The sequence below is a fragment of the Sphingobacterium sp. 1.A.4 genome, assembly GCF_002734245.1.
Taxonomy (GTDB): Bacteria; Bacteroidota; Bacteroidia; order Sphingobacteriales; family Sphingobacteriaceae; genus Sphingobacterium; species Sphingobacterium tenebrionis.
Genome location: NZ_PEAZ01000036.1, coordinates 25,399 through 46,059, shown reverse-complemented (window position 1 = coordinate 46,059; position 20,661 = coordinate 25,399). Strand labels below are relative to the sequence as shown.

The 20,661-nt window shown below is 31.4% G+C and carries 21 protein-coding genes; 20 read left to right on the top strand and 1 reads right to left on the bottom strand.

Features of this window, described 5'->3' with window-relative positions; all coding sequences use genetic code 11:
• Nucleotides 1-2 precede the first annotated feature (2 nt).
• On the bottom strand, nt 3-632 hold the full coding sequence (locus tag CRJ00_RS03955; RefSeq protein WP_099365582.1) for a hypothetical protein: 630 nt from the start codon (nt 630-632) through the stop codon (nt 3-5).
• Between the two features lie 97 nt (nt 633-729).
• On the opposite strand from CRJ00_RS03955, the gene CRJ00_RS03950 reads away from it, so the two are divergent.
• The 20 genes from CRJ00_RS03950 to CRJ00_RS03855 all read left to right on the top strand — a co-directional run bounded on the left by CRJ00_RS03950 (nt 730) and on the right by CRJ00_RS03855 (nt 20,590).
• A complete protein-coding gene (locus CRJ00_RS03950) occupies nt 730-1,392 on the top strand; it encodes a suppressor of fused domain protein (protein WP_257213681.1) in 663 nt (220 codons plus the stop codon).
• A gap of 5 nt (nt 1,393-1,397) precedes the next feature.
• On the top strand, nt 1,398-3,062 hold the full coding sequence (locus CRJ00_RS03945; RefSeq protein WP_257213680.1) for an ABC1 kinase family protein: 1,665 nt from the start codon (nt 1,398-1,400) through the stop codon (nt 3,060-3,062).
• A 39-nt stretch (nt 3,063-3,101) separates the two neighbouring features.
• Nucleotides 3,102-3,530, top strand: a complete 429-nt coding sequence (locus tag CRJ00_RS03940; protein WP_099365581.1) for a BT0820 family HAD-type phosphatase — start codon at nt 3,102-3,104, stop codon at nt 3,528-3,530.
• Nucleotides 3,531-3,818: 288 nt separating this feature from the next.
• On the top strand, nt 3,819-5,024 hold the full coding sequence (locus CRJ00_RS03935; RefSeq protein ID WP_257213679.1) for an MraY family glycosyltransferase: 1,206 nt from the start codon (nt 3,819-3,821) through the stop codon (nt 5,022-5,024).
• Nucleotides 5,025-5,031: 7 nt separating this feature from the next.
• Complete coding sequence (locus CRJ00_RS03930; protein ID WP_099365580.1) at nt 5,032-5,991, top strand: NAD-dependent epimerase/dehydratase family protein; 960 nt, start codon at nt 5,032-5,034, stop codon at nt 5,989-5,991.
• A 9-nt stretch (nt 5,992-6,000) separates the two neighbouring features.
• Complete coding sequence (locus CRJ00_RS03925; protein WP_099365579.1) at nt 6,001-6,852, top strand: glycosyltransferase; 852 nt, start codon at nt 6,001-6,003, stop codon at nt 6,850-6,852.
• Between the two features lie 20 nt (nt 6,853-6,872).
• Nucleotides 6,873-7,721: a glycosyltransferase gene (locus CRJ00_RS03920; RefSeq protein WP_099365578.1), complete on the top strand. Its 849-nt coding sequence runs from the start codon at nt 6,873-6,875 to the stop codon at nt 7,719-7,721.
• A gap of 20 nt (nt 7,722-7,741) precedes the next feature.
• The gene (locus tag CRJ00_RS03915) at nt 7,742-9,523 is read left to right on the top strand and encodes an ABC transporter ATP-binding protein (RefSeq protein WP_099365577.1); all 1,782 of its coding nucleotides are present in this window, start codon (nt 7,742-7,744) and stop codon (nt 9,521-9,523) included.
• An 11-nt stretch (nt 9,524-9,534) separates the two neighbouring features.
• Nucleotides 9,535-10,617, top strand: coding sequence for a DegT/DnrJ/EryC1/StrS family aminotransferase (locus CRJ00_RS03910; RefSeq protein ID WP_099365576.1), 1,083 nt, complete (start codon nt 9,535-9,537; stop codon nt 10,615-10,617).
• 3 nt (nt 10,618-10,620) lie between these two features.
• Nucleotides 10,621-11,253: an acetyltransferase gene (locus CRJ00_RS03905; RefSeq protein ID WP_099365575.1), complete on the top strand. Its 633-nt coding sequence runs from the start codon at nt 10,621-10,623 to the stop codon at nt 11,251-11,253.
• Between the two features lie 15 nt (nt 11,254-11,268).
• Nucleotides 11,269-12,291 (top strand): glycosyltransferase, encoded by a 1,023-nt coding sequence (locus CRJ00_RS03900; RefSeq protein ID WP_099365574.1) that lies wholly within the window; start codon nt 11,269-11,271, stop codon nt 12,289-12,291.
• Between the two features lie 43 nt (nt 12,292-12,334).
• Nucleotides 12,335-13,429: a glycosyltransferase WbsX family protein gene (locus CRJ00_RS03895; RefSeq protein WP_099365573.1), complete on the top strand. Its 1,095-nt coding sequence runs from the start codon at nt 12,335-12,337 to the stop codon at nt 13,427-13,429.
• Nucleotides 13,422-13,973, top strand: a complete 552-nt coding sequence (locus CRJ00_RS03890) for a serine O-acetyltransferase (RefSeq protein ID WP_218962176.1) — start codon at nt 13,422-13,424, stop codon at nt 13,971-13,973. Before CRJ00_RS03895 ends, CRJ00_RS03890 begins: the two co-directional genes overlap by 8 nt.
• A gap of 8 nt (nt 13,974-13,981) precedes the next feature.
• Nucleotides 13,982-14,908 (top strand): glycosyltransferase, encoded by a 927-nt coding sequence (locus tag CRJ00_RS03885; protein WP_099365572.1) that lies wholly within the window; start codon nt 13,982-13,984, stop codon nt 14,906-14,908.
• A gap of 20 nt (nt 14,909-14,928) precedes the next feature.
• Complete coding sequence (locus CRJ00_RS03880; RefSeq protein ID WP_099365571.1) at nt 14,929-15,855, top strand: glycosyltransferase family 8 protein; 927 nt, start codon at nt 14,929-14,931, stop codon at nt 15,853-15,855.
• A gap of 20 nt (nt 15,856-15,875) precedes the next feature.
• Nucleotides 15,876-16,775 carry a capsular polysaccharide synthesis protein gene (locus tag CRJ00_RS03875; RefSeq protein ID WP_099365570.1) on the top strand — a complete coding sequence of 300 codons (900 nt, stop codon included), beginning with the start codon at nt 15,876-15,878 and terminating at the stop codon, nt 16,773-16,775.
• A 2-nt stretch (nt 16,776-16,777) separates the two neighbouring features.
• The gene (locus CRJ00_RS03870) at nt 16,778-17,623 is read left to right on the top strand and encodes a beta-1,6-N-acetylglucosaminyltransferase (RefSeq protein ID WP_099365569.1); all 846 of its coding nucleotides are present in this window, start codon (nt 16,778-16,780) and stop codon (nt 17,621-17,623) included.
• Nucleotides 17,620-18,498: a beta-1,6-N-acetylglucosaminyltransferase gene (locus tag CRJ00_RS03865; protein ID WP_099365568.1), complete on the top strand. Its 879-nt coding sequence runs from the start codon at nt 17,620-17,622 to the stop codon at nt 18,496-18,498. Before CRJ00_RS03870 ends, CRJ00_RS03865 begins: the two co-directional genes overlap by 4 nt.
• Complete coding sequence (locus tag CRJ00_RS03860; protein WP_099365567.1) at nt 18,495-19,598, top strand: acyltransferase family protein; 1,104 nt, start codon at nt 18,495-18,497, stop codon at nt 19,596-19,598. The genes CRJ00_RS03865 and CRJ00_RS03860 overlap by 4 nt, the downstream gene beginning before the upstream one ends.
• Nucleotides 19,595-20,590, top strand: a complete 996-nt coding sequence (locus CRJ00_RS03855; protein ID WP_099365566.1) for a glycosyltransferase family 2 protein — start codon at nt 19,595-19,597, stop codon at nt 20,588-20,590. Before CRJ00_RS03860 ends, CRJ00_RS03855 begins: the two co-directional genes overlap by 4 nt.
• Nucleotides 20,591-20,661 lie beyond the last annotated feature (71 nt).

The following is a 20,661-nucleotide window of genomic DNA, read 5'->3' as shown; positions in this document are numbered from 1 at the left end:
GGTTATTTGAAGGATTTAATTTTATTAATCACCTTTAATAATCTTTTTTTCTTACTTTCTTTTTCAAGATCAAGCATTCTGGCCTCCAAAATTTGACCTATATTTTCGGCATAATCCATATGAATATTGTTTTGAACCCATTCTGCATACATAGGGAGTTGATTGCTAGGGCAAGATTGAAGATGTATTTGTAAATAATGATAGGCTAAGGCATGATATTCCTTTTCTTTGATTAAAAGGATTATAATGGCAATGAAATTGTCTCGGGTTATGACCGAACCTTCCATGGCTTTGTGATGCAAAGTTTCCAGGTGTGGAAAGATTAAGTTAGGATATTCTTTAGCAATGGAATGAAGAGCCGTCATTGCACCCCATTGTAAACGATTGTTCTTGCTGTCCAAAAAGGCAATAAAATCATCAAAAAATGGAATTAATAATTCCGGTTTTTTTTCTCCAACCTCATATAAAACTTTGATGCTATCGTTTTGAAAAGCCTTGTTTTTACTGCTGATTAGTTCAATAAGCTCATTAATACTTTTAGGATCATTTTTTTCCAAGATCATATTGGCCAATTCAATATTTGGGAGTTCGTCTTTTCTTCCTAGGGAAGAAGCCAGCAGGGATTGGATCATAACATCAAACTTATTTCACATGATTTTATGCTTACAATATTAAAAAAACGATTTCGTTTTATATATGTAAAAGGATAGGATGTTTCAACAAAATCAAATGGAAATGACGAGAGAGGAATATGAATCAAAATTCAATGCAGATGATGCTGTAGGTTGGATCAGTATAGATCAGCAACTAGCAAAAGTGTATCCGCAGAAAGAGCCGAGGCACTATGGGCCCTTATGTGGTTTGCATTATATGGCTGGCGGTACAGACCCCATAGATGGCATCAATGTTTATGATCGGGAGGATCCAGTTCATTACCACCTAACAACTTATGGAATGAGCCATTTGTATTATAGTCCGGATCAATTGGGACAAGATTTTAGTAAATGGGGTTTTGAATTCACTTTCCGCTTAGCCCCATTCGAAGAGGATGAAGGCGACCCGTTTTGGGCGATGCAGGTATTCAACAACTTAGCAAGGTATGTCTACTCAAGTGGACGATGGTTTGAAGAAAATCAATTTATTCCTGCCAAAGGACCAATAAGGCTGAATACTGATACAGAAATAGTAGGATTTGTAACCAGCCTCGATCCGGAATTGGGAAAAATAAAAACTCCTCATGGTGAAGTTTCCTTTATCCAATTGATCGGGGTCACTGAGAAAGAGCTGAATGATATTATGGAAGATGCAAATACAGATTATATTGCTAATTTTATTGCTCAAATGAAACAAAGTAATCCTTTATTGGTTACCGATTTAACAAGAAGATCTTAAAATCCATGATGCATATTAATGGCTTTCAGAAAATAAAACGAGTAGGGCAGATTCTTAAAATATTATCCAAACATGGATTTGATGAAATAATCTCCCGGTCTAATCTAGATCGTATTTTACCTGATAGCTTTTTGTTTTGGAACAATCATGCCCGTAAGATCTTCGAGGATGATTTCAATGTTCGCATACGTTTAGCGATTGAAGAACTTGGACCAACCTTCATTAAATTAGGTCAATTATTGAGTAATCGACCAGATATTATTCCGGAGGATCTTCAGAGCGAACTGGTTAAACTCCAGGATGAAGTTCCGACGGAACCCATTGACATCAAAGCTCGTTTGGAGAAGGATCTGGAGATCAATTTTGATGATCATTTTTTAGGTATTGACGAAGTCCCCATTGCTTCTGCTTCTATTGCGCAGGTATATAAAGCCCAGCTTTTGAATGGTAAGGAAATCGTATTCAAGGTAAAACGCAGCAATATTGATGAGGCCATCCGAGCTGACCTGGATTTTATAAAGGATTTGGTCAAATTGTTGCAAAGGAAATATGAGGTGGTGGATAAAATGAACCTTTACCAAATTGTACTTTCCTTTGAAAGCTCTCTTCTAAATGAACTTTCATTCACCAATGAATTAAATAACATTGAGCGTTTTCGTCGAAATTTCGCTGAAAACAAGGATGTTTATGTGCCTAAGGTGTACAGACAATACAGCACGGACACCTTACTCTGTATGGAATTTATTGACGGAGTGAAAGTCAATGATGAGGAAGGGTTCAAACGTTATGGTCTGTATCCCAAATCCATCCTACAGAATGTACTGGATCTTTATTTGGAACAGGTATTGATGCATGGATTCTTTCATGCTGACCCACATCCTGGGAATGTTTTTGTTAATAAACGCGGTCAGATCATATTCATCGATTTTGGTGCCATGGGCTTTATGATTCCACAGGACAGAAATATCATTGAAGGTATGGTATTGGACTTCCTGGCCAATGATGCCAAGGGTTTGATCAAGAACATCAAGAAACTGGCCATTGTTCATCATATTGAAGATGAAAGAAGATTGGAACGGGATGCCTATGAGATTTTTGAGATGATCAAACAGAATGCATTGGATGATATTGATATCTCGATCATGCTGCAAAAATTGAACATCGTTCTGCAGAGCAATCATATTCTATTGCCGGATTTTGTATATATCCTTCTTCGGGGGGTATCTATTTTAGAAGGTACTGGAAGACAATTGGATGCAGACCTGAATGTTCCAGAAAGTATTTCGCCTTTTGCAAAGAAAATTGCTGCGCAAAAATTATCGCCAGAATACCTCATCGCTCAACTCAAAGAAAAAGCGAAGATGGCCAAGGATGTATTGGTTGATGTTCCAGATGACTTATTAGGTCTTTTGGATAAGGTAAAGAATGATAAGGTCACCTTGAACCACAAAATGCAGGATTTCGATAACTTACAACTGATCCTGCACCGGATGGGTAATAAATTTCTTTTGTCGATTTTGGCGATGACTTTCGGAGTAGGGGCAAGTATCTTAGCGCATGGTAGGGTTGGATATTTAGTTTGGGGGATACCGATTTTATCCTGGTTCGGGTTTATCATGAGTTTTATTCTCTGTTTTGCTTTGTTGAGTCATTTATATAAAAGCAAGTAAATAATTGCATTTAACGTATTAAAATATTTTCTTCGCAACATGATTATTGCAGTTGATTTTGATGGAACGATAGTAGAACACCGATATCCGGAGATTGGAAAGCCGATTCCGCATGCTATTGATGTGCTGAAACAGCTGATGAATGACCATCATCAATTGATATTATGGACGGTTAGAGAGGGCGAGCTTTTGCAAGAGGCTATTGATTACTGCGCAGACCAGGGATTATATTTTTATGCTCATAACTCCAATTTCCCAGAAGAGGACAGGGCAACGGCCGGTAGTCGGAAGTTAACAGCAGATCTTTTTATTGACGATCGTAATTTTGGCGGGCTGCCAGATTGGGGAATCATCTATCAGGCCATTATCCACAAAAAGGCCTTGAAGTTAAGTTTTAATGAGGAGTTAATCTATCAGGAAAAGAAGGAAAAGCCGAAAAAGGGATTTTTTTCTGGTATTTTTAAATAAAACTTTAGCTTTTTTTGATAAGAAAGATATAACCTAAATTTTCTTTTATTTCTTTTTATTTAACAGTTTAAATAATATTAAAGATAATCAATTAATATTTAGCTTCATTTTTTAATGATTTACAATAAATTGGATTGAATTTAGCAATGTAAACCAAATGCTACAAATAATTTTATATAGGGGTTAAGGACGGGTAAATAGGTTTTCTAAAATCATTAAATTTTTACCTTTGTTTTACGGATTCGATAATTTATTTATCAAATCCCTATCACACTAGATATAATTTACATGGTTTTGGAATACCTGATCCTTTTTATCCCGTTTGTAATCGCCATTTTGTTGGGGAATATCATTATTCCTTACATCATGTTGATTACTTATAAAAAACGGTTATTCGATCCAGTAGATTCCCGAAAATTACATCAAACTATTATTCCTCGATTAGGCGGGGTAGCTTTCGTACCTGTACAATGTTGCTTATTGGCCATCACCGTAATCCTAGTTTATAAAACCAATTTTGTTGATTTAGGGGTTGTTACCTGGGAAATCTTTCCAATGTTCATTATGCTGATCTGCGGTATGGTGATGTTGTACATTGTTGGGATCGCGGATGATCTTATTGGTGTTTCCTACAAATGGAAATTTGTTGTACAGATCCTTGTAGCGAGTCTTTTTCCTTTAGGAGGTCTTTGGATTAATGATCTTTATGGAATTCTTTTCATTGATAAACTATCCCCTTGGGTTGGAATACCTTTCACCATGTTTCTGGTTGTGTTGATCATTAATGCGATCAATCTGATTGACGGGCTGGATGGACTATGTTCTGGTTTAGTGGCCATCGGTTGTTTGGTGTTGGGTTCCTTATTCGCTTATTACCATGCTTGGATCCATGCCTTATTAGCTTTTATCACAACAGGAATCTTAATGTCTTTCTTTTATTTCAATGTTTTTGGGCAATCAAAACGTAGGAGAAGGATTTTCATGGGCGATACGGGAAGTATGACCTTGGGCTATACGATGGCATTTTTGGCAATCAGTTTTGCCATGGACAACAAAAGTATCAAGCCGTTTTCGGAAGGTGCAATCGTAGTTGCCCTATCCACCTTGATCGTTCCTGTTTTCGATGTAGCTAGGGTCATTATCGTGAGATGGTTCAATAAATTGCCTTTATTTAGAGCCGATAGAAGCCATCTTCACCATAAATTGTTACGGTCTGGCATGTCGCACCAAACGGCGATGATGACCATCGTAGGTTTGTCTTTATTCTTTTGTTTATTTAACATATTAATGGTCCAATACATCAGCAACAATATTGTGGTTGCATTAGATCTGGTTTTATGGATGATATTTACGTTAGCCTTCAATTTTGTGGTAAATAAAAAAAAGGAAAAACAACTTGAAACTAAACCTGTTGTTGAATTGGAAAGCTGCAACTTAAGTTCCAAAAAGGATGCAAAAATCGGCATGCCTTTGGAGAAAAAATATAATTTTTAAAGATTTTATGAAAATTGCCATTATTGGTGGATCTGGATTTGTAGGAACGAAATTGTTAGAGCGTTTGTACAAATCAGGATTATATGAATTGATCAATCTTGATAAAGCGGAAAGCTTGATGTTTCCTGCTATCACATTGAAATGTAATGTGCTGGATAAAGAATCATTAAGTAAGGGTTTAGCGGGATTTGATTTGGTTATTTTGTTGGCTGCGGAACATCGGGATGATGTTTCTCCTGTGTCGTTGTATTATGATGTAAATGTGCAGGGGATGCGTAATACCCTGGAGGCCATGGAGGCCAATGGGATCAAGCGATTGATCTTTACCAGTTCTGTGGCTGTTTATGGCTTGGATAAGGATAATCCGGATGAGTCGTTTCCAGCTGATCCATTTAACCATTATGGAAAGAGTAAATGGGAAGCGGAGCAGGTGCTCCAGGAATGGTATAAAACGCATGCAGATTGGAATATTAATGTGGTAAGACCAACGGTTATTTTTGGTGAAGGGAATAGGGGAAACGTTTTTAATTTGCTAAACCAGATTGCATCCGGTAAATTTATGATGGTAGGAGATGGAAAGAATCAAAAATCCATGTCTTATGTTGGTAATGTAATTGCTTTTATAGAATTTTTGGTGAAGGAGAGGGTAGCGGGTTATCATGTTTTTAATTACGTAGATAAACCTGATTTTACGACGAATGATTTGGTTTACCATACAGGGGAGATTTTGGACAAGAAGATCCCGACGACGCATATTCCTTATTGGATCGGGATGTTGGGTGGATATGGATTTGATGTCCTGGCGTTTTTGAGCAGGAAGAAATTGGCGATCAGTTCAGTTCGGGTTAAGAAGTTTTGTGCAGTGACCAAATATGATTCTAAAAAGGCAATGTCTTCTGGATTTGTTCCTCCGTATGCTATGGAGGAGGGATTGAGAAGAATGTTGAAGGAGGAGTTTGGTAAGTAATTCTAAAGTATGCTATCTATAATTGTTTCATCGCATAAGGAAGATCTGTACAATAATTTGGTTTTAAATGTTGCTAAGACCATTGGGATTGAGCATGAGATCATTCGTATTCCTAATTATGGTGAAATGAGTATTGGGCAGGCTTATAATAAAGGAGCTGATAAATCTCAATTTCCATATTTATTGTTTTTGCATGAGGATGTGGAGTTTTTGACGGAAAATTGGGGTGAGAAATTGATTGCTCATTTAAATTTGGAGAATGTTGGTGTCGTTGGATTGGCGGGAAGTAATTATGTTCCACAGGTACCGAATGATTGGTTCACATGCGGACCACACAACTTTATTAATGTCATTCATCACGATTCTGAAATCCACAATAATTTGTCTGTACCATTACAAGAAGTGAATCAAGTATATTCTTTAGATGGTGTATTTTTAGGAATAAAAAAATCAGTTTTTTTAGAATTTAAATTTGATGAAAATATTCTTGGCTTTCATTCCTATGATCTGTCTATAAGTTTGAGAATTGCAAGAAAATACTATAATTATGTTATTAGCAATATTAAACTTTTACATTTTTCTCATGGCAAACCTGATAAGAATTGGTTTCTTTTTAATATAAAAATTAGGGAAGAAGTAGGTTCAGATTTTAATTTTAAAAAAGTTGATTATATAGAATATTTGGCTTTTAAGAGATTTATAATGAATAATAACAAATTTGAAAGATCAAATCTGGTAAGATTTAAATCAAACATAAAATTTTACCCAAAATTTGATCACTTTAGGGTATTATATCATTTAAAATTAATTTACTTTATCACTAAAAGCCTTTTAGTCCCTAGAAAAATTAATTTTTTATAATAAAATATTTTTTAAATAAAATGCTGTCAATAATTGTTTCATCTCATAAGGAATATTTATATAAAAACTTAGAAGATAATATTTTAAGGACAATCGGTATAGAATATGAAATTATAAGAGTACCGAATTATGGAGAAATGAGTATTGGACAGGCATATAATTTAGGAGCTTCAAAAAGTTTATTTTCATATCTACTTTTTTTACACGAAGACGTTGAATTTAAAACCTTTAATTGGGGCAAATTATTAATCAAACATCTTAATGAAGAGGATGTAGGTATAATTGGATTAGCGGGAAGCAATTATGTACCTCAAGCACCAAATGATTGGGGAATGATGGAACCATACAATTTTATTCATTTAATTCATGGCAAAGGTACTGAAACAGAAAGTATATTCCAATGTCATAATATACGAAATAGAGTATTTGGTATTGATGGATTATTTTTAGCTATTAGAAAGGAGGTATTTAATGAATTTCAATTTGATGAAACATTGGAAGGATTTCATAGTTATGATCTATCCATAAGCCTTAGAATTGCCAAGAAATATAATAATTATGTAATTAACAATATATTAGTACATCATTTTTCTAAAGGGAATCCTGATAAAAATTGGTTTTTATCTAACATATTGGTTAAAGAAGAATTGGGTTCTAATTACAACCATCCAAAAAATGATTTTACAGAGTATTTAATATATAAAAAATTCATTAGGAATGCAATTAGATTCCTTGATAATAAGACTGAAAGATATAAGCAAATATTGAAGTATTATCCAAAATTCAATAAAATTAGGCCTATTTTACATTTTAAGCTGATATATTATATAGGCAAATCTTTTCTCTTTCCAGAAAGAATTATTAAATAGCATTGGAAAAAATAATATAAATGAAATCATTTTTAAAAAGTAAATTTTCCACCTTATATTTTTTCTATCAATATTTAGGATCAAGACTATTTTTATTATTAATATTTAGTTTTTTAATGGTAATAATGGACAGTATAGGTATAGCTATGTTCGTACCATTAATTCAAATTTCAGACGGTAATACAGTAGGTTCTGAAGATAAAATATACCATTTTATTCAAATCTTTTTTGAATCCTTAAAATTAGAATTGAATCCTATCAATATGTTAATCTTGATTGTTATCTTATTTACAATTAAAGGAGTATGCTTTTATTATGCAGGAAAATACCTAGCTATTAACCAACAAATGTTCTCTAAAGAAATCCGATCAAAAATGATTGATGGAGTAAGAGATTTAAAATACAAAGAATTTATAGGAATTGATATAGGTCGTTTGCAGAACTCTTTAATAGGTGAGGCATGGCAAGTTGTTTTCGCTTGTAACCAATATTTGGAAACGATTAAAAATGGCATGTTCGTTATTATTTATCTAGGATTTGCATTCTTTTTAGATTGGAAGTTTTCAATTTTAGTTACTATTGGTGGATTGTTATCTAATTTCATATATAAGTATTTTTACAAAAAAACTGAAAGACTTTCAAGAGAAATCACAAAGAATAACCATAGATATGGTGGTGTAGTAATCGAAGTAGTAAATCATTATAAATATTTGAAAGCTACAGGACGAAGCATTGATTTCTTTAAACGTCTACAAAAAGAATTATCTAACCTAATTTCTAGCGGCATAGAAGTCGCAAAACTTAATGCAAAATTATCTGCTTTACGAGAACCAATGACAATTGCCATTATATGTCTTGTAATAGCAGTTCACATCATTTTTTTTCAATCTCCATTAGCGGCAATAATGATTATTTTATTGTTTTTCTATAGAGCGATGCAAAAAATTGTGGATATACAAACCAATTGGAATAATTATTTAGCCAATATTGGCTCTGTAGAAAATGTTCAAGAGTTTCAAAATTATTTAGATTCAAATCGTGAAAATAATAACGGTTCTAAAACCATAGATCATATTGATTCTATTGAATTGAAAGACGTTGATTTAACCTTTTCAGATCATAAAATTTTAAATAATATCAATCTAAATATCAATAAAAATCAATCAATAGCATTGGTTGGAGAATCTGGCTCAGGAAAAACTAGTTTAGTAAATATAATTTCAACTTTATTACCTAATAATTCTGGAACTATTCATATCAATGGGGAAAACATGAATTCAATAAATAATTCTGTTTATAGAGGAAAAATAGGTTATATCACTCAAGATCCAACAATATTCAATGCAAGTATATTTGAAAATATTACTTTTTGGGATGAAAAGAACCAAGAAAATCTTGCAAAATTCCACTATACATTAAGTCTAAGTGGATTAAATAATTATATCCAAACCCTAGTTAATAAAGAAGATACTCTTTTAGGAAATAATGGAATTAATATTTCTGGAGGGCAGAAACAGAGGATATCTATTGCTCGAGAACTTTATAGAAATGTTGATTTATTAATTATGGATGAAGCTACTTCTGCTTTGGATTCTGAAACAGAACAAATAATTAAGGAAAGTATAGATAAGCTTAAAGGTAAAATTACTATCATTTCCATAGCTCATCGATTATCAACAATTAAAAACGCTGACATAATTTATCTAATGGAACATGGGCAAATAACCTCATCTGGTACCTTTGAAGAACTTAAAAAGAATTCAACCTATTTTCAAAAATTAACTGATTTACAAGGTCTTTAAACATAACATATATGATACCTGTTACAAAGCCTTTTTTACCTCCTATTGAAGAATATCATAATTTCCTACAAGGTATTTGGTCAAGGGAATGGATAACAAATATGGGCCCCTTAGCCAGTAAACTGGAAATGGATTTAAAGGAATATTTATGTTTAAATCATGTTTTATTTGTTACTAATGGGACCATTGCACTTCAGATGACCATTAAGGCACTAGAAATTAATGGAGAGATTATAACAACTCCATTTTCATTTGTTGCAACTACTTCTTCAATTGTTTGGGAAGGGTGCAAGCCGGTTTTTGTGGATATAGATCCGGAAACTTTAAATATAGATCCCAACAAAATTATTGCTTCTATAACGAAAGATACAAAAGCAATCTTAGCAACTCATGTTTATGGAAATCCATGTGATGTCCTAGCAATTGAAGAAATTGCTAAACAATATAATCTTAAAGTGATTTATGATGGTGCGCATTCTTTTGGCGTTAAAATAAATGGCCGTTCAATTTTTGAATATGGTGATATTTCTATTTGCAGTTTACATGCAACTAAACTTTATCATAGTACAGAAGGTGGATTAGTTTTTACAAAAGATCCAAATTTGTTGAAGAAACTTTCATTAATTAGGAACTTTGGTATTACAGGATTCGATAGTTTTGGTGAACTTGGAATTAATGGTAAGAATTCTGAATTTCATGCAGCAATGGGTTTGGTCAATTTGAAATATATCGATCAAATCATTGCTCGCAGACTTGAAATTATAAATAGATATTCTGAGAAACTTGAAAATTTTAAAGCCGTGAATCCAAAATGGCATAAAGATTCAGAAAACAACGGTGCTTATTTACCCTACATTATCTCATCTGAAAATTTACTATTAAAAATAAAAAAAGCATTAGATGCGAACGAAATATTTACTAGAAGATATTTTTATCCAAGTTTATCATCAAGTTTACCTTATTTAGGTTCAGTTGAGATGACTATATCCGATGATCTTTCTAAAAGAATGTTATGCCTACCATTGTATTATGATTTAACTAATGAAGAAGTTGATTGGATATGTAGGTTAATATTAAGAGAACAAAATAATTAGAATATGCTAGTATTTGGAGCTAAGGGCTTAGCCAAGGAGGTTTTAGAGGTAGTAAAGCAAAATCGCAAACTTAATAAATTGGCCTTTTTTGATAATATAAGTTTAGAATCTCCTGAAAAACTATATGGTAAATTTAATATTATAAAGAATGATGAAGACGCTGTAAAATATTTTTCTAATATAGATTCCCATTTCACTATTGGAGTTGGTGGACCAAAAATTAGAGAACATGCTTTCAACACATTTATTAGTTTAAGAGGTAAACCAATTAATCTTATCTCTAATACATCTACAATTGGTTCCTATGGGGTAGAATTAGGCGTAGGAATTAACATTATGCAACAAGTTGTAATTACAAATGACATAAAAATTGGAAACGGATGTTTAATAAATCAGCTATCTTCTATAGGACATGATGTAGAAATAGGAAATTTTGTTGAAGTATGTCCAGGAGTGGCTATATCTGGAAATTGTAAAATTGGTAATCATTCGTTTTTAGGTACCAACAGTACAATTTTACCCCAAGTTACAATTGGCAAAAATGTGATTGTTGGTGCTGGCGCAGTAATTACTAAAAACATTCCGGATAATTGTACTGTAGTAGGAATACCTGGAAAAATTATTAAGAACTTTTAAGGTACATTGAGGAAAATGGTAAATAATTCTACTATATCTGTAGTAATGATTACATATGGTCATGAGAGATTCATTAAAGAGGCTATTAATTCTGTATTATCACAAAATTATGAAGGTATAATTGAACTGATAATTTCAAATGATTGTTCTCCAGATAATACGGAAGAAATTATTTTTTCCATATTAAATAACCATGATAAAAATTCAAATATAAAAATTAATTATCTAAGACCTTCGAAGAATTTAGGTGTTAAAGGAAATTTTCTCTGGGCATTAAGTCATGTAAAAACTCCATATGTACCATTTTGTGAGGGTGATGATTACTGGACTGATACCGAAAAATTAAAAAAACAAATTGAAGTTTTCGAACAAAATTCATACTTAGATTTATGTGCTACCAATACGGGTTTTTATTTTCAGAATGCAAATAGTTGGAATAGGAAAGTTATTGGATCGAAAAACTTTCCAATCCATCTAGATTTCAAGCAATTCATTTGGGATAGAGGATATATGGCACCATGCTCCTGGATGATAAAAACTCAATCTTTAAATGAAATATTAAAGGAGTTTATTCCTTCATTAGATATTTCCTATTATATCTATGCAAATTTTTTAGTAAAGTCGAGCGTTCACTTCATTAATGAGGTAACATGTGTATATAGAATATTAGAAGAAAGTGCTTCAAGATCAAAAAATATTTTCAATTTAATAACACGTGAAATGGATTTATACGAAACAGAATGTTATTTATTTGATAAAAATAGATCCATCGGCATAGATTTATACGATTTTTCGGAATTGAAGCGAAGGCATATTTATGTACTCTGTGAATTAATTCTTCAAATAAAAGATAATCTTGAATTTGATAGAGTAATCCATCAGATAAAGTCAAATAAGCCTGATATTTTAATTGAAGTTCATAGGGAATTAAAAAGAAGAACTAAGTTGAAATTTAAAATAAGAGAAATTTTAAAAAAAATAAAAAGAAGGTTAAAATTATTCATAATTAAAGAAAAGCCAATCGAAACTGATTTATAAGGAATTCTGATTTTTAGATTTTATTAAACAGAAACAATTATCTATGACAAAAATTAAAACCATAGCATTCTATTTACCTCAATTTCATCCAATACCAGAAAATGATTTATGGTGGGGAAATGGATTTACAGAATGGACCAATGTGGCCAAAGCAAAACCATTGTTTCCAGGACATTACCAACCGCATGTTCCAGCTGATTTGGGTTTTTATGATCTTCGTTTGCCAGAATCTAGAAAAGCACAGGCAGAACTTGCAGAAAAATATGGAATAGGAGGATTTTGTTATTGGCATTATTGGTTCGGAAATGGGAAAAGAATCTTGGAAAGACCTTTTAACGAAGTTTTAGAAAGTGGTGAACCTAATTTCCCATTCTGTCTAGCTTGGGCAAATGAATCTTGGAGTGGTATTTGGCATGGAAATCCAAAGACTGTATTAATGGAACAGGTCTATCCTGGTGTTTCTGATTATATTTCACATTTCAATTATCTTTTACCTGCATTCAAAGATGATAGATACATTAAAATTAATGGAAAGCCTTTATTTCTGGTTTATCAGCCTCTGCAAATACCAGATTTAAAACTTTTTGTTAAAACGTTTAGAGAATTAGCAGACAAAAATGGACTAAAGGGGCTTCATTTAGTGGCTACAAACGTTGAAGTTGATTGGGATTGCAAAGAGAATGGTTTTGATGCATTAACTCCTGCTGTCCATACAAAAGATAGTTATTTGAAATCTGCCAATAAAGTGGTTGATCTTTATAGGAGAGCAAAAACAAGTCGGCTTTCAAAGTATTATAAAAAATATTTTAAAAGACCTACAAGGATTTATAACTATAAGGACGCAATTCAAGATTTTAATGAAGATGCAGGTGAAAATTTATATTATCCTACAGTAATTCCAAATTGGGACAATAGTCCAAGAAGTGGTGTTAATGGATTCGTTTTGCATGATTCTACTCCTGATCTTTTTAAGAAGGCTTTGTTGAATGCTAAAAAAAGAGTGGAATCGTATGCGTCTGAAAATCAAATTATTTTTATTAAATCTTGGAACGAATGGGCAGAAGGAAATCATTTAGAACCAGATTTAAAATTTGGTCATCAATATTTACAAGTTGTAAAAGATGTTTTAGATGATTAATATTATGAATATAAAAACTTTCCTTGCTAAAGATTCACGAATTTATTATCCAAGATTTCTTTCTAAAGAATGGCTATTGGATTTAATACTACAATCCGAACAGTATTGGATTCGAAGATTTATGATAGCACTTCGGAAAGAAGAATATTATTCATATATAAAGCCAAGTAAATTTTTAAAATATTATTATCAACGCAGAAAAAATATTTTGGGTAGAAAATTAGGATTTTTTATCCCCGCAGGATGTTTTGATGAAGATTTGAAAATTTATCATTATGGCTCCATAATTATTAATCCAAATGCAAAGATAGGAAAACATTGTACGATTCATGGTAATTGTTGTATTGGAAGCAAAGGTAGTTTTCACGATACTTCTCCGATTATTGGAGATTATGTGGATATAGGGCAGGGGGCCCAAATATTAGGAGGTATTACGATTGCTAATGGGGTAAAAATAGGGGCGGGATCTATTGTTACTAAAGATATATTAATAGAAGAGGCAATTGTGGTCGGAATTCCTGGTAGAATAATTCCTTCAAAATAACGTAGATCATGGACTTAATTACGTTTCTTTTACCTGCGTATAAAGCTAAATTTTTAAAATCAGCAATTCAAAGTATTTTGAATCAAACCTATTCAAATTTTGAATTAATCATTGTAGATGATTGCTCTCCTGAAGGTTTAAAAAAAATTGTGGAACTCTTTGATGACCCGCGGATTAAATATTTCAAAAATGAAATAAATATAGGTGGTGCTAATCTAGTTAATCAGTGGAACCATTGCTTACAATTTGCTAATGGAGAATATTTAGTTTTAGCAGCTGATGATGATTTATATGAACCAGACTTTTTATCATCCGGTATGACCATTATGAATAAATATCCAAACTTAGATATTGTTCATTCTCCTATTAAAATCATTAATGAAAACAATGAAATAATTGGATTGGATGGATTTATACCAGAATATTCAAGTAAAATAGAGTTCGTATTTTATTGGTTGAATGCAACGGTATTTACTTGTATTGGTAATTATTTATTTAAGAGTTCTAAAATAAAGGAATTAAAATTCATTGATTTTCCATCAGCATTTGGTTCAGATACAGCTTCCGTAATTCAGATGACTGATAATGGTATTGGATCAATAGGATCGAGGGCTTTTAATTTTAGAATTTCTAGTATACACCTATCAAGTAATTTAGGAAAAATTGATGATAAATTAAGTGCAAATACTCAGTTATTCAATTGGTTTAAGAACTTAACTTTTCCTACCGCAGAAAATGAAATTGATAAATATTGCTTACATGAAATTAGATGGGAAAAATTATATGCCAAATCCATGTATGATTATTATCAATTAGTTGTTCGACATTTACCTATCCATAAATTAGGTGTAGTTAGAAAATGTGAGATTTTATCTCCAAAAGATCAGTTCAAATTGATTTTGAGATATTTCAAAGATAAAATTATAGGTAAATAACTCCCTTGCTAAATTTTAAAATGAAAAAAGTCACACCTATTGCACTTGCTTTTACACCGAATTATTTTATTCCTGCTGTTACCTGTATATCGTCCATACTTAAAAATTCTTCCCCTACAGCTATTTATGAAGTAATTTGTTTATTAACTGAAGAGCTAGCTTCAGACCAGATAAAGTTACTTGATAATTTGGATCCGAAGAGATTAACATTAAAATTCATAAATCTTTCGGGGGCATTGGAAGGTGTATATATAGATGAACGATACACTATTGCAGCTTCATTTAGATTATTACTTCCAGAAATATTAAAAGATTACGAACAAGTACTCTATTTAGACTGTGATATAATTGTTAGAAATGATCTGAATCAACTTTATCATACTGTAGATTTAAAAAATTATTATTTAGCAGCTGTATATGAAGCAGCATTAGATAGCCAAAAGCCATATTTAAAGCAGATAGGTTGTGAACCGGGGTACTATTTTAATTCTGGATTTCTAATCATGAATTTGAATAAAATGAGGGCGGATAACCTGAGCACTACTTTAATTGATGGATTGAAAGTACCATATCTCCAATTTCCTGATCAAGATGTGTTAAATATGTATTGTAAAGGAATGGTTTTAGGTTTAGAACCTATTTATAACAGTATCCGAACTTATTTTTTGCCACAATATAAAAGAGAATTTTTAAGAAGATACAAATTAGAGGATTGGGAGAAAGTGCAACACCATGGAAATATACATTACACAGGAGCAAAACCATGGAACAACCAAACCGTAAAATTTAATATTTGGTGGCAATATTATAATAAATTACCACTGGTTTACAAAAAACAGTGGCGTACTAACCAAAAAATGGAGATGTTATCTAAAATACTTTCATTTGCGATAATTGGTAATCTATATGAATATGTAATAAATGGATATAGGAAGCTTAAAGCCTAATTTTACTACTTGAGAATTATATGTTAAGAAAAATTTGGTCTACTATAAGAAGTGCTAAAATTAAAAGGAAACATTCCATGGTTTCTAATTATTGGAAACCTGTGGTCGAAAACTATTACCAAAACCAGCTTGAAATTCCAGTAGTAAAAAGGGTTAAAGAGCTTTCTTCAGATCAAATTATCTGGCAATACTGGGGGCAAGGAGTTGAAAATAATACATTGCCTGAAGTCGTCAATCTTTGTTTTAAAAGTGTAGACAAATATTGCGAAGACTTTTCAGTTATTAGGTTAAATGATAAAAATATTGCTGATTACCTTGAATTTCCTTCTTATTTAATAGATAAACTTCACAATGGATCATTAAGTAGAACCTTCTTTTCTGATATTCTTCGGTTAGCTTTATTATACCATTATGGAGGTGTCTGGTTGGATGCAACCATTTTGCTAACAGATTCCCTTCCCAAAAAAATGATGGATTTACCTTATTTCATGTTTCAAAGGGATCCCAATGAGGAGCATAAAACCTTTTGGGAACAGTCCTATGCATATTATTGGGGATGGGATAAAAACTTTAGAGTCAAGGTTTTAAATAGTATTATTTTTGCTAAAAAAGGTAATAAAGTTATCGGAGACAGTCTAAATCTATTATTATATTATTGGCAAAAAGAAAGTAAACCTATAGATTATTTTTTCTATCAGATTCTTTACCAACATTTAATAGAAAATCAACTGAAAGACCAAAAATGTATGTTGTTGAGTGATGTATTTCCTCATATTCTACAGACTAAATTCAATGGTTCTGCCGAATTTTGGCAAATTGAAACAGTTTTAGCAAAATGCAGCCTCCATAAAATGTCTTATTTTGATGAAAATGGTCAGGAACAATTGAAAAAATTTATTCAAAAATTTAATGTGCTGTAAATATGGGTTCAAAACATGCTTTTTTAATTTTAGCTCATCAGGACTTCAATATCCTTCAAATCTTGGTTGATACATTAGATGATATCAGGAATGATATTTACATTCATATTGATCGAAAAGTAAGCAGTCTTCCACAAATAAAAACTAATAAATCAAGACTTAAGTTTTTGGAAGGTGACAAAAGAATAGATGTTCGCTGGGGAGATGTATCACAGATAGAAGCAGAATTTTCCTTATTTAAAGAGAGTGCTCAGTACGGTGCTTACCATTATTATCATATTATTTCAGGCACGCATCTTCCTTTAGTAAATCAAGATGTAATGCATCAATTTTTTAATGGTCGAGATGAAGTAGAATATTTTGCAACTATGCCGTTTTCTTCAGAAGAATTAATTAGAAAAGGAAACAGACTGAATCTGATGATGAAATCATTTTCAACGAACGTAACTACTCAAAAGATTTGGCGTTTTGGAATTCGAATTCAAGAATTAATTCATTTCAAAATCAATAAAAAAACCAAATTTATTAAAGCTTCTAATTGGGTGAGTTTAACGGATAAAGCCGTAAAATATCTTTTAGAAAATCAATCAAAAATCCTAAAGAAATATAAATATAGCATGTGTGGGGACGAATTATTCATACCTACTGAATTAGCCGTATCGAACAAAAAATTTAATATGAAATTTTTAGAGAGTTATCTTTTTCATAAGGTGGGTGATGCAAATTCTACCATTTTAACTATGGATGATTATTCTCAAATACAACAATCTAAGGCATTATTTGCAAGAAAATTTAGTGAACAGCATTTGGACCTGGTTGATAAGATTCTAGATAAAGTAAAATCATGAAGAAGAAACATGCCTATTTAATACTTGCACATAATGAATTCCCTATCCTTAGGAAATTAATTACGTTATTAGATGATAACAGGAATGATATATTTATTCATTTTGATAAAAAAGTTAATAATCTTCCTGAATTATTTGTAAATAATGCTAGATTATTTGTGCTTGAAAATCGCGTTGATGTGAGGTGGGCTGATGTATCCGTAGTTGAAGCGGAGCTTATTTTATTTGAGAATGCATTTCACAAAAATGCTTATCAATATTTTCATCTTCTTTCAGGTGTTGATATGCCTATTAAATCACAAGATGAGATTCATCAATTTTTTGATAAACATGATGGAAAAGAGTTTATAGGTTATTATCAACAAGATAATAAAATAGAAATCAAGCGAAAAGTTAAAAGGTTTCATATTTTTCCGAAATCTTTTCGAAAAGATAATGGTTTAATAAATATTAGTAAAAAGCTATTTAGGTCTCTCCATTTAGTTCTTCAAGAAAAATTGAACATCGAAAGGAATTCTGGAACAAATTTTAAAAAAGGAACCCAATGGGTAAGTCTGACATCTGATTTTGTAGAATTGATCATTAAAAAAAGAAAAGAAATTGAAAAAATGTACTCCAATACTTTTTGTCCTGATGAAATTTTCATACAAACAATTTGTTGGAATTCTGACTTTAGAGGAAATATATATAACAAACAGGATGAAGGATTAGGATGTATGCGATACATTCAATGGGTAGATAATCAAATTATCGATTGGCGTTCTGATGATTTTGATAAGCTTGTAAGTTCTCCATACCTTTTTGCTAGGAAATTTTCCTCCAAAGATCTAAATATTGTTAATCTATTAGTAAATCATCTTTCTGTAAATCAATGATTTTTAAAGCTTTAGAAACTGAAAATCTAAAAGTAATAAACATACTTAGAATGCCTTTAATGATCATTGTATTATTTGGGCATACGGTTGGATTTGATATCCTGCCAGTAAAATGGTCTTGGGATTTTGAATCTATTTATATATTAGTCTCCGAAGCAATTTCACATACCTTTAGTCGAATTGTTGTTCCAAGTTTTTTTGTGTTTTCCGGTTATTTGTTTTTTTTGAAAATACAAGAATTTACAATCACTATTTATAAAGAACAACTTAGGAAACGAATTTTTTCCCTTTTAATACCCTATTTAGCTTCGAATTTACTCATGCTTATCGGCATACTAGTTAAGGTTAATGTTTTCGACTTATTGGGTATTCCAAATATAGAAGGTGAAGAATTTAAAAATCTCAGTTTAATGGATATATTTTGGAACTATCCATTAAATTTTCCGCTCTGGTATCTTAGGGATTTAATTTGTATGACCCTATTGACTCCTTTATTCTATTTATTGTTCAGATTTCTTGGCGCATTTGGCATATTGCTGTTAATGATACCCTATTTACTAAATCTAGAAATTAATATTCCAGGTTTTAGTTTAACCGGTATTTTATTTTTTGGAATTGGGTCCTATTTTGGTTTGAAAAAATTAGACTTAATCATTACTGATTATAAAATAGGTTTAGTTTTCATACTTATTTCTTTGATTTTGATTATAGTCTGCTTAATTAGTAGTCAATATCCATATTACGAACAATTAATCCGTGTTTATGCTATTATTGGTATTTGGGCTGTATTTTACGGAGGATATTTGTTAAGCAAAATCAATAACCTTTCAAACCTTTTAATCAAAACCGCAGGTTCTGTATTCTTTATTTATGCTGTTCATGAAATTTATATTATTAATTGGATAAAAGGATTTTTTGCTCGAATTAATAAAACAAATGATTGCATGTTGCAACTTATGTTTTATTTCATCATCCCATTTATCTGTTTATTTATTTGCTATTACCTTTATGTATTCTTGAGAAGGATTATGCCCACATTTATAAATTTAATTACTGGTAATAGGGAGATTACACTCAAAAAAAATACGATTAAAACATGAAATTGCCTTATGTATCAATTATAATTCCTGTATATAATGCGGAGAAAACCATTGGTTTAAGTTTAGACTCTTTAAGAAATCAAACTTATCCATATCTGGAGCTGATATTTATAAATGATGCAAGCCAAGATGAAAGTCTGAAAATGCTTAAGGATTTCCGGGCTTCATTTGATGGAAATAAGGAGGTAATAATTGTATTAGCAAACCATGATGTAAACAGAGGAGTGGCTTGCGCTAGGAATACAGGACTGGATTTAGCTACAGGTAAATATATTTATTATGTGGATGCTGATGATCAATTAGATCATCATGCCATTGAATTATTGGTTACTAAGGCTGAAAAGGAAGATTTTGATATTTTGGGCTTCAATTGGTATTTAAAATTTTCCAATAATGAACGCAAAATGATTCAGGCAACCTTTCAAGATAATCAAGATGCGATTAGGCTTATGTTGAATGGGAATTTACGTTGGAATCTTTGGATATTTTTTGCTAAACGAAAGCTTTATGAGGATCATAATATTAGGTTCATTCCTGGGAAAAATATGGGTGAAGATTTGATGGTGAGTGTGAAATTATTTCATTACGCAAAAAAAGTAGGGCAAATTTCTGATGCATTTTATCACTATGGACAGTCTAATCAAGAATCATTAACCAAAGTTTATGCTGAAAAACATATTCAAGAAGTTAGTGGAAATTTGGAGGAAGTAGAAAATTTTTTAAAGGCCAACAATAATATGGTTGATTTGGAAAATCTCTTGGCTTTTTTAAAATTGAATATTAAACTTCCAATGCTAATTAGTAGCCAAAAAAAACAATATATCAGGTGGTTGAATTTATTTCCAGAAGTGAATAAATATGCCATGGAAAACAAAGCACAATCGCTACGAATTAGGTTCTTACAATTTATGGCTACAAAAAAACAATTTTGGTTCGTTAAACTTCATTATTATGTGATAATTAGAGTAGTTTACGGAATTATTTATCATTAACTTGATTTATAAAATGTTCAAAATAATATCTTACATATTTATTGCGGTTATAGTTAGCTTTTATTTTTTTC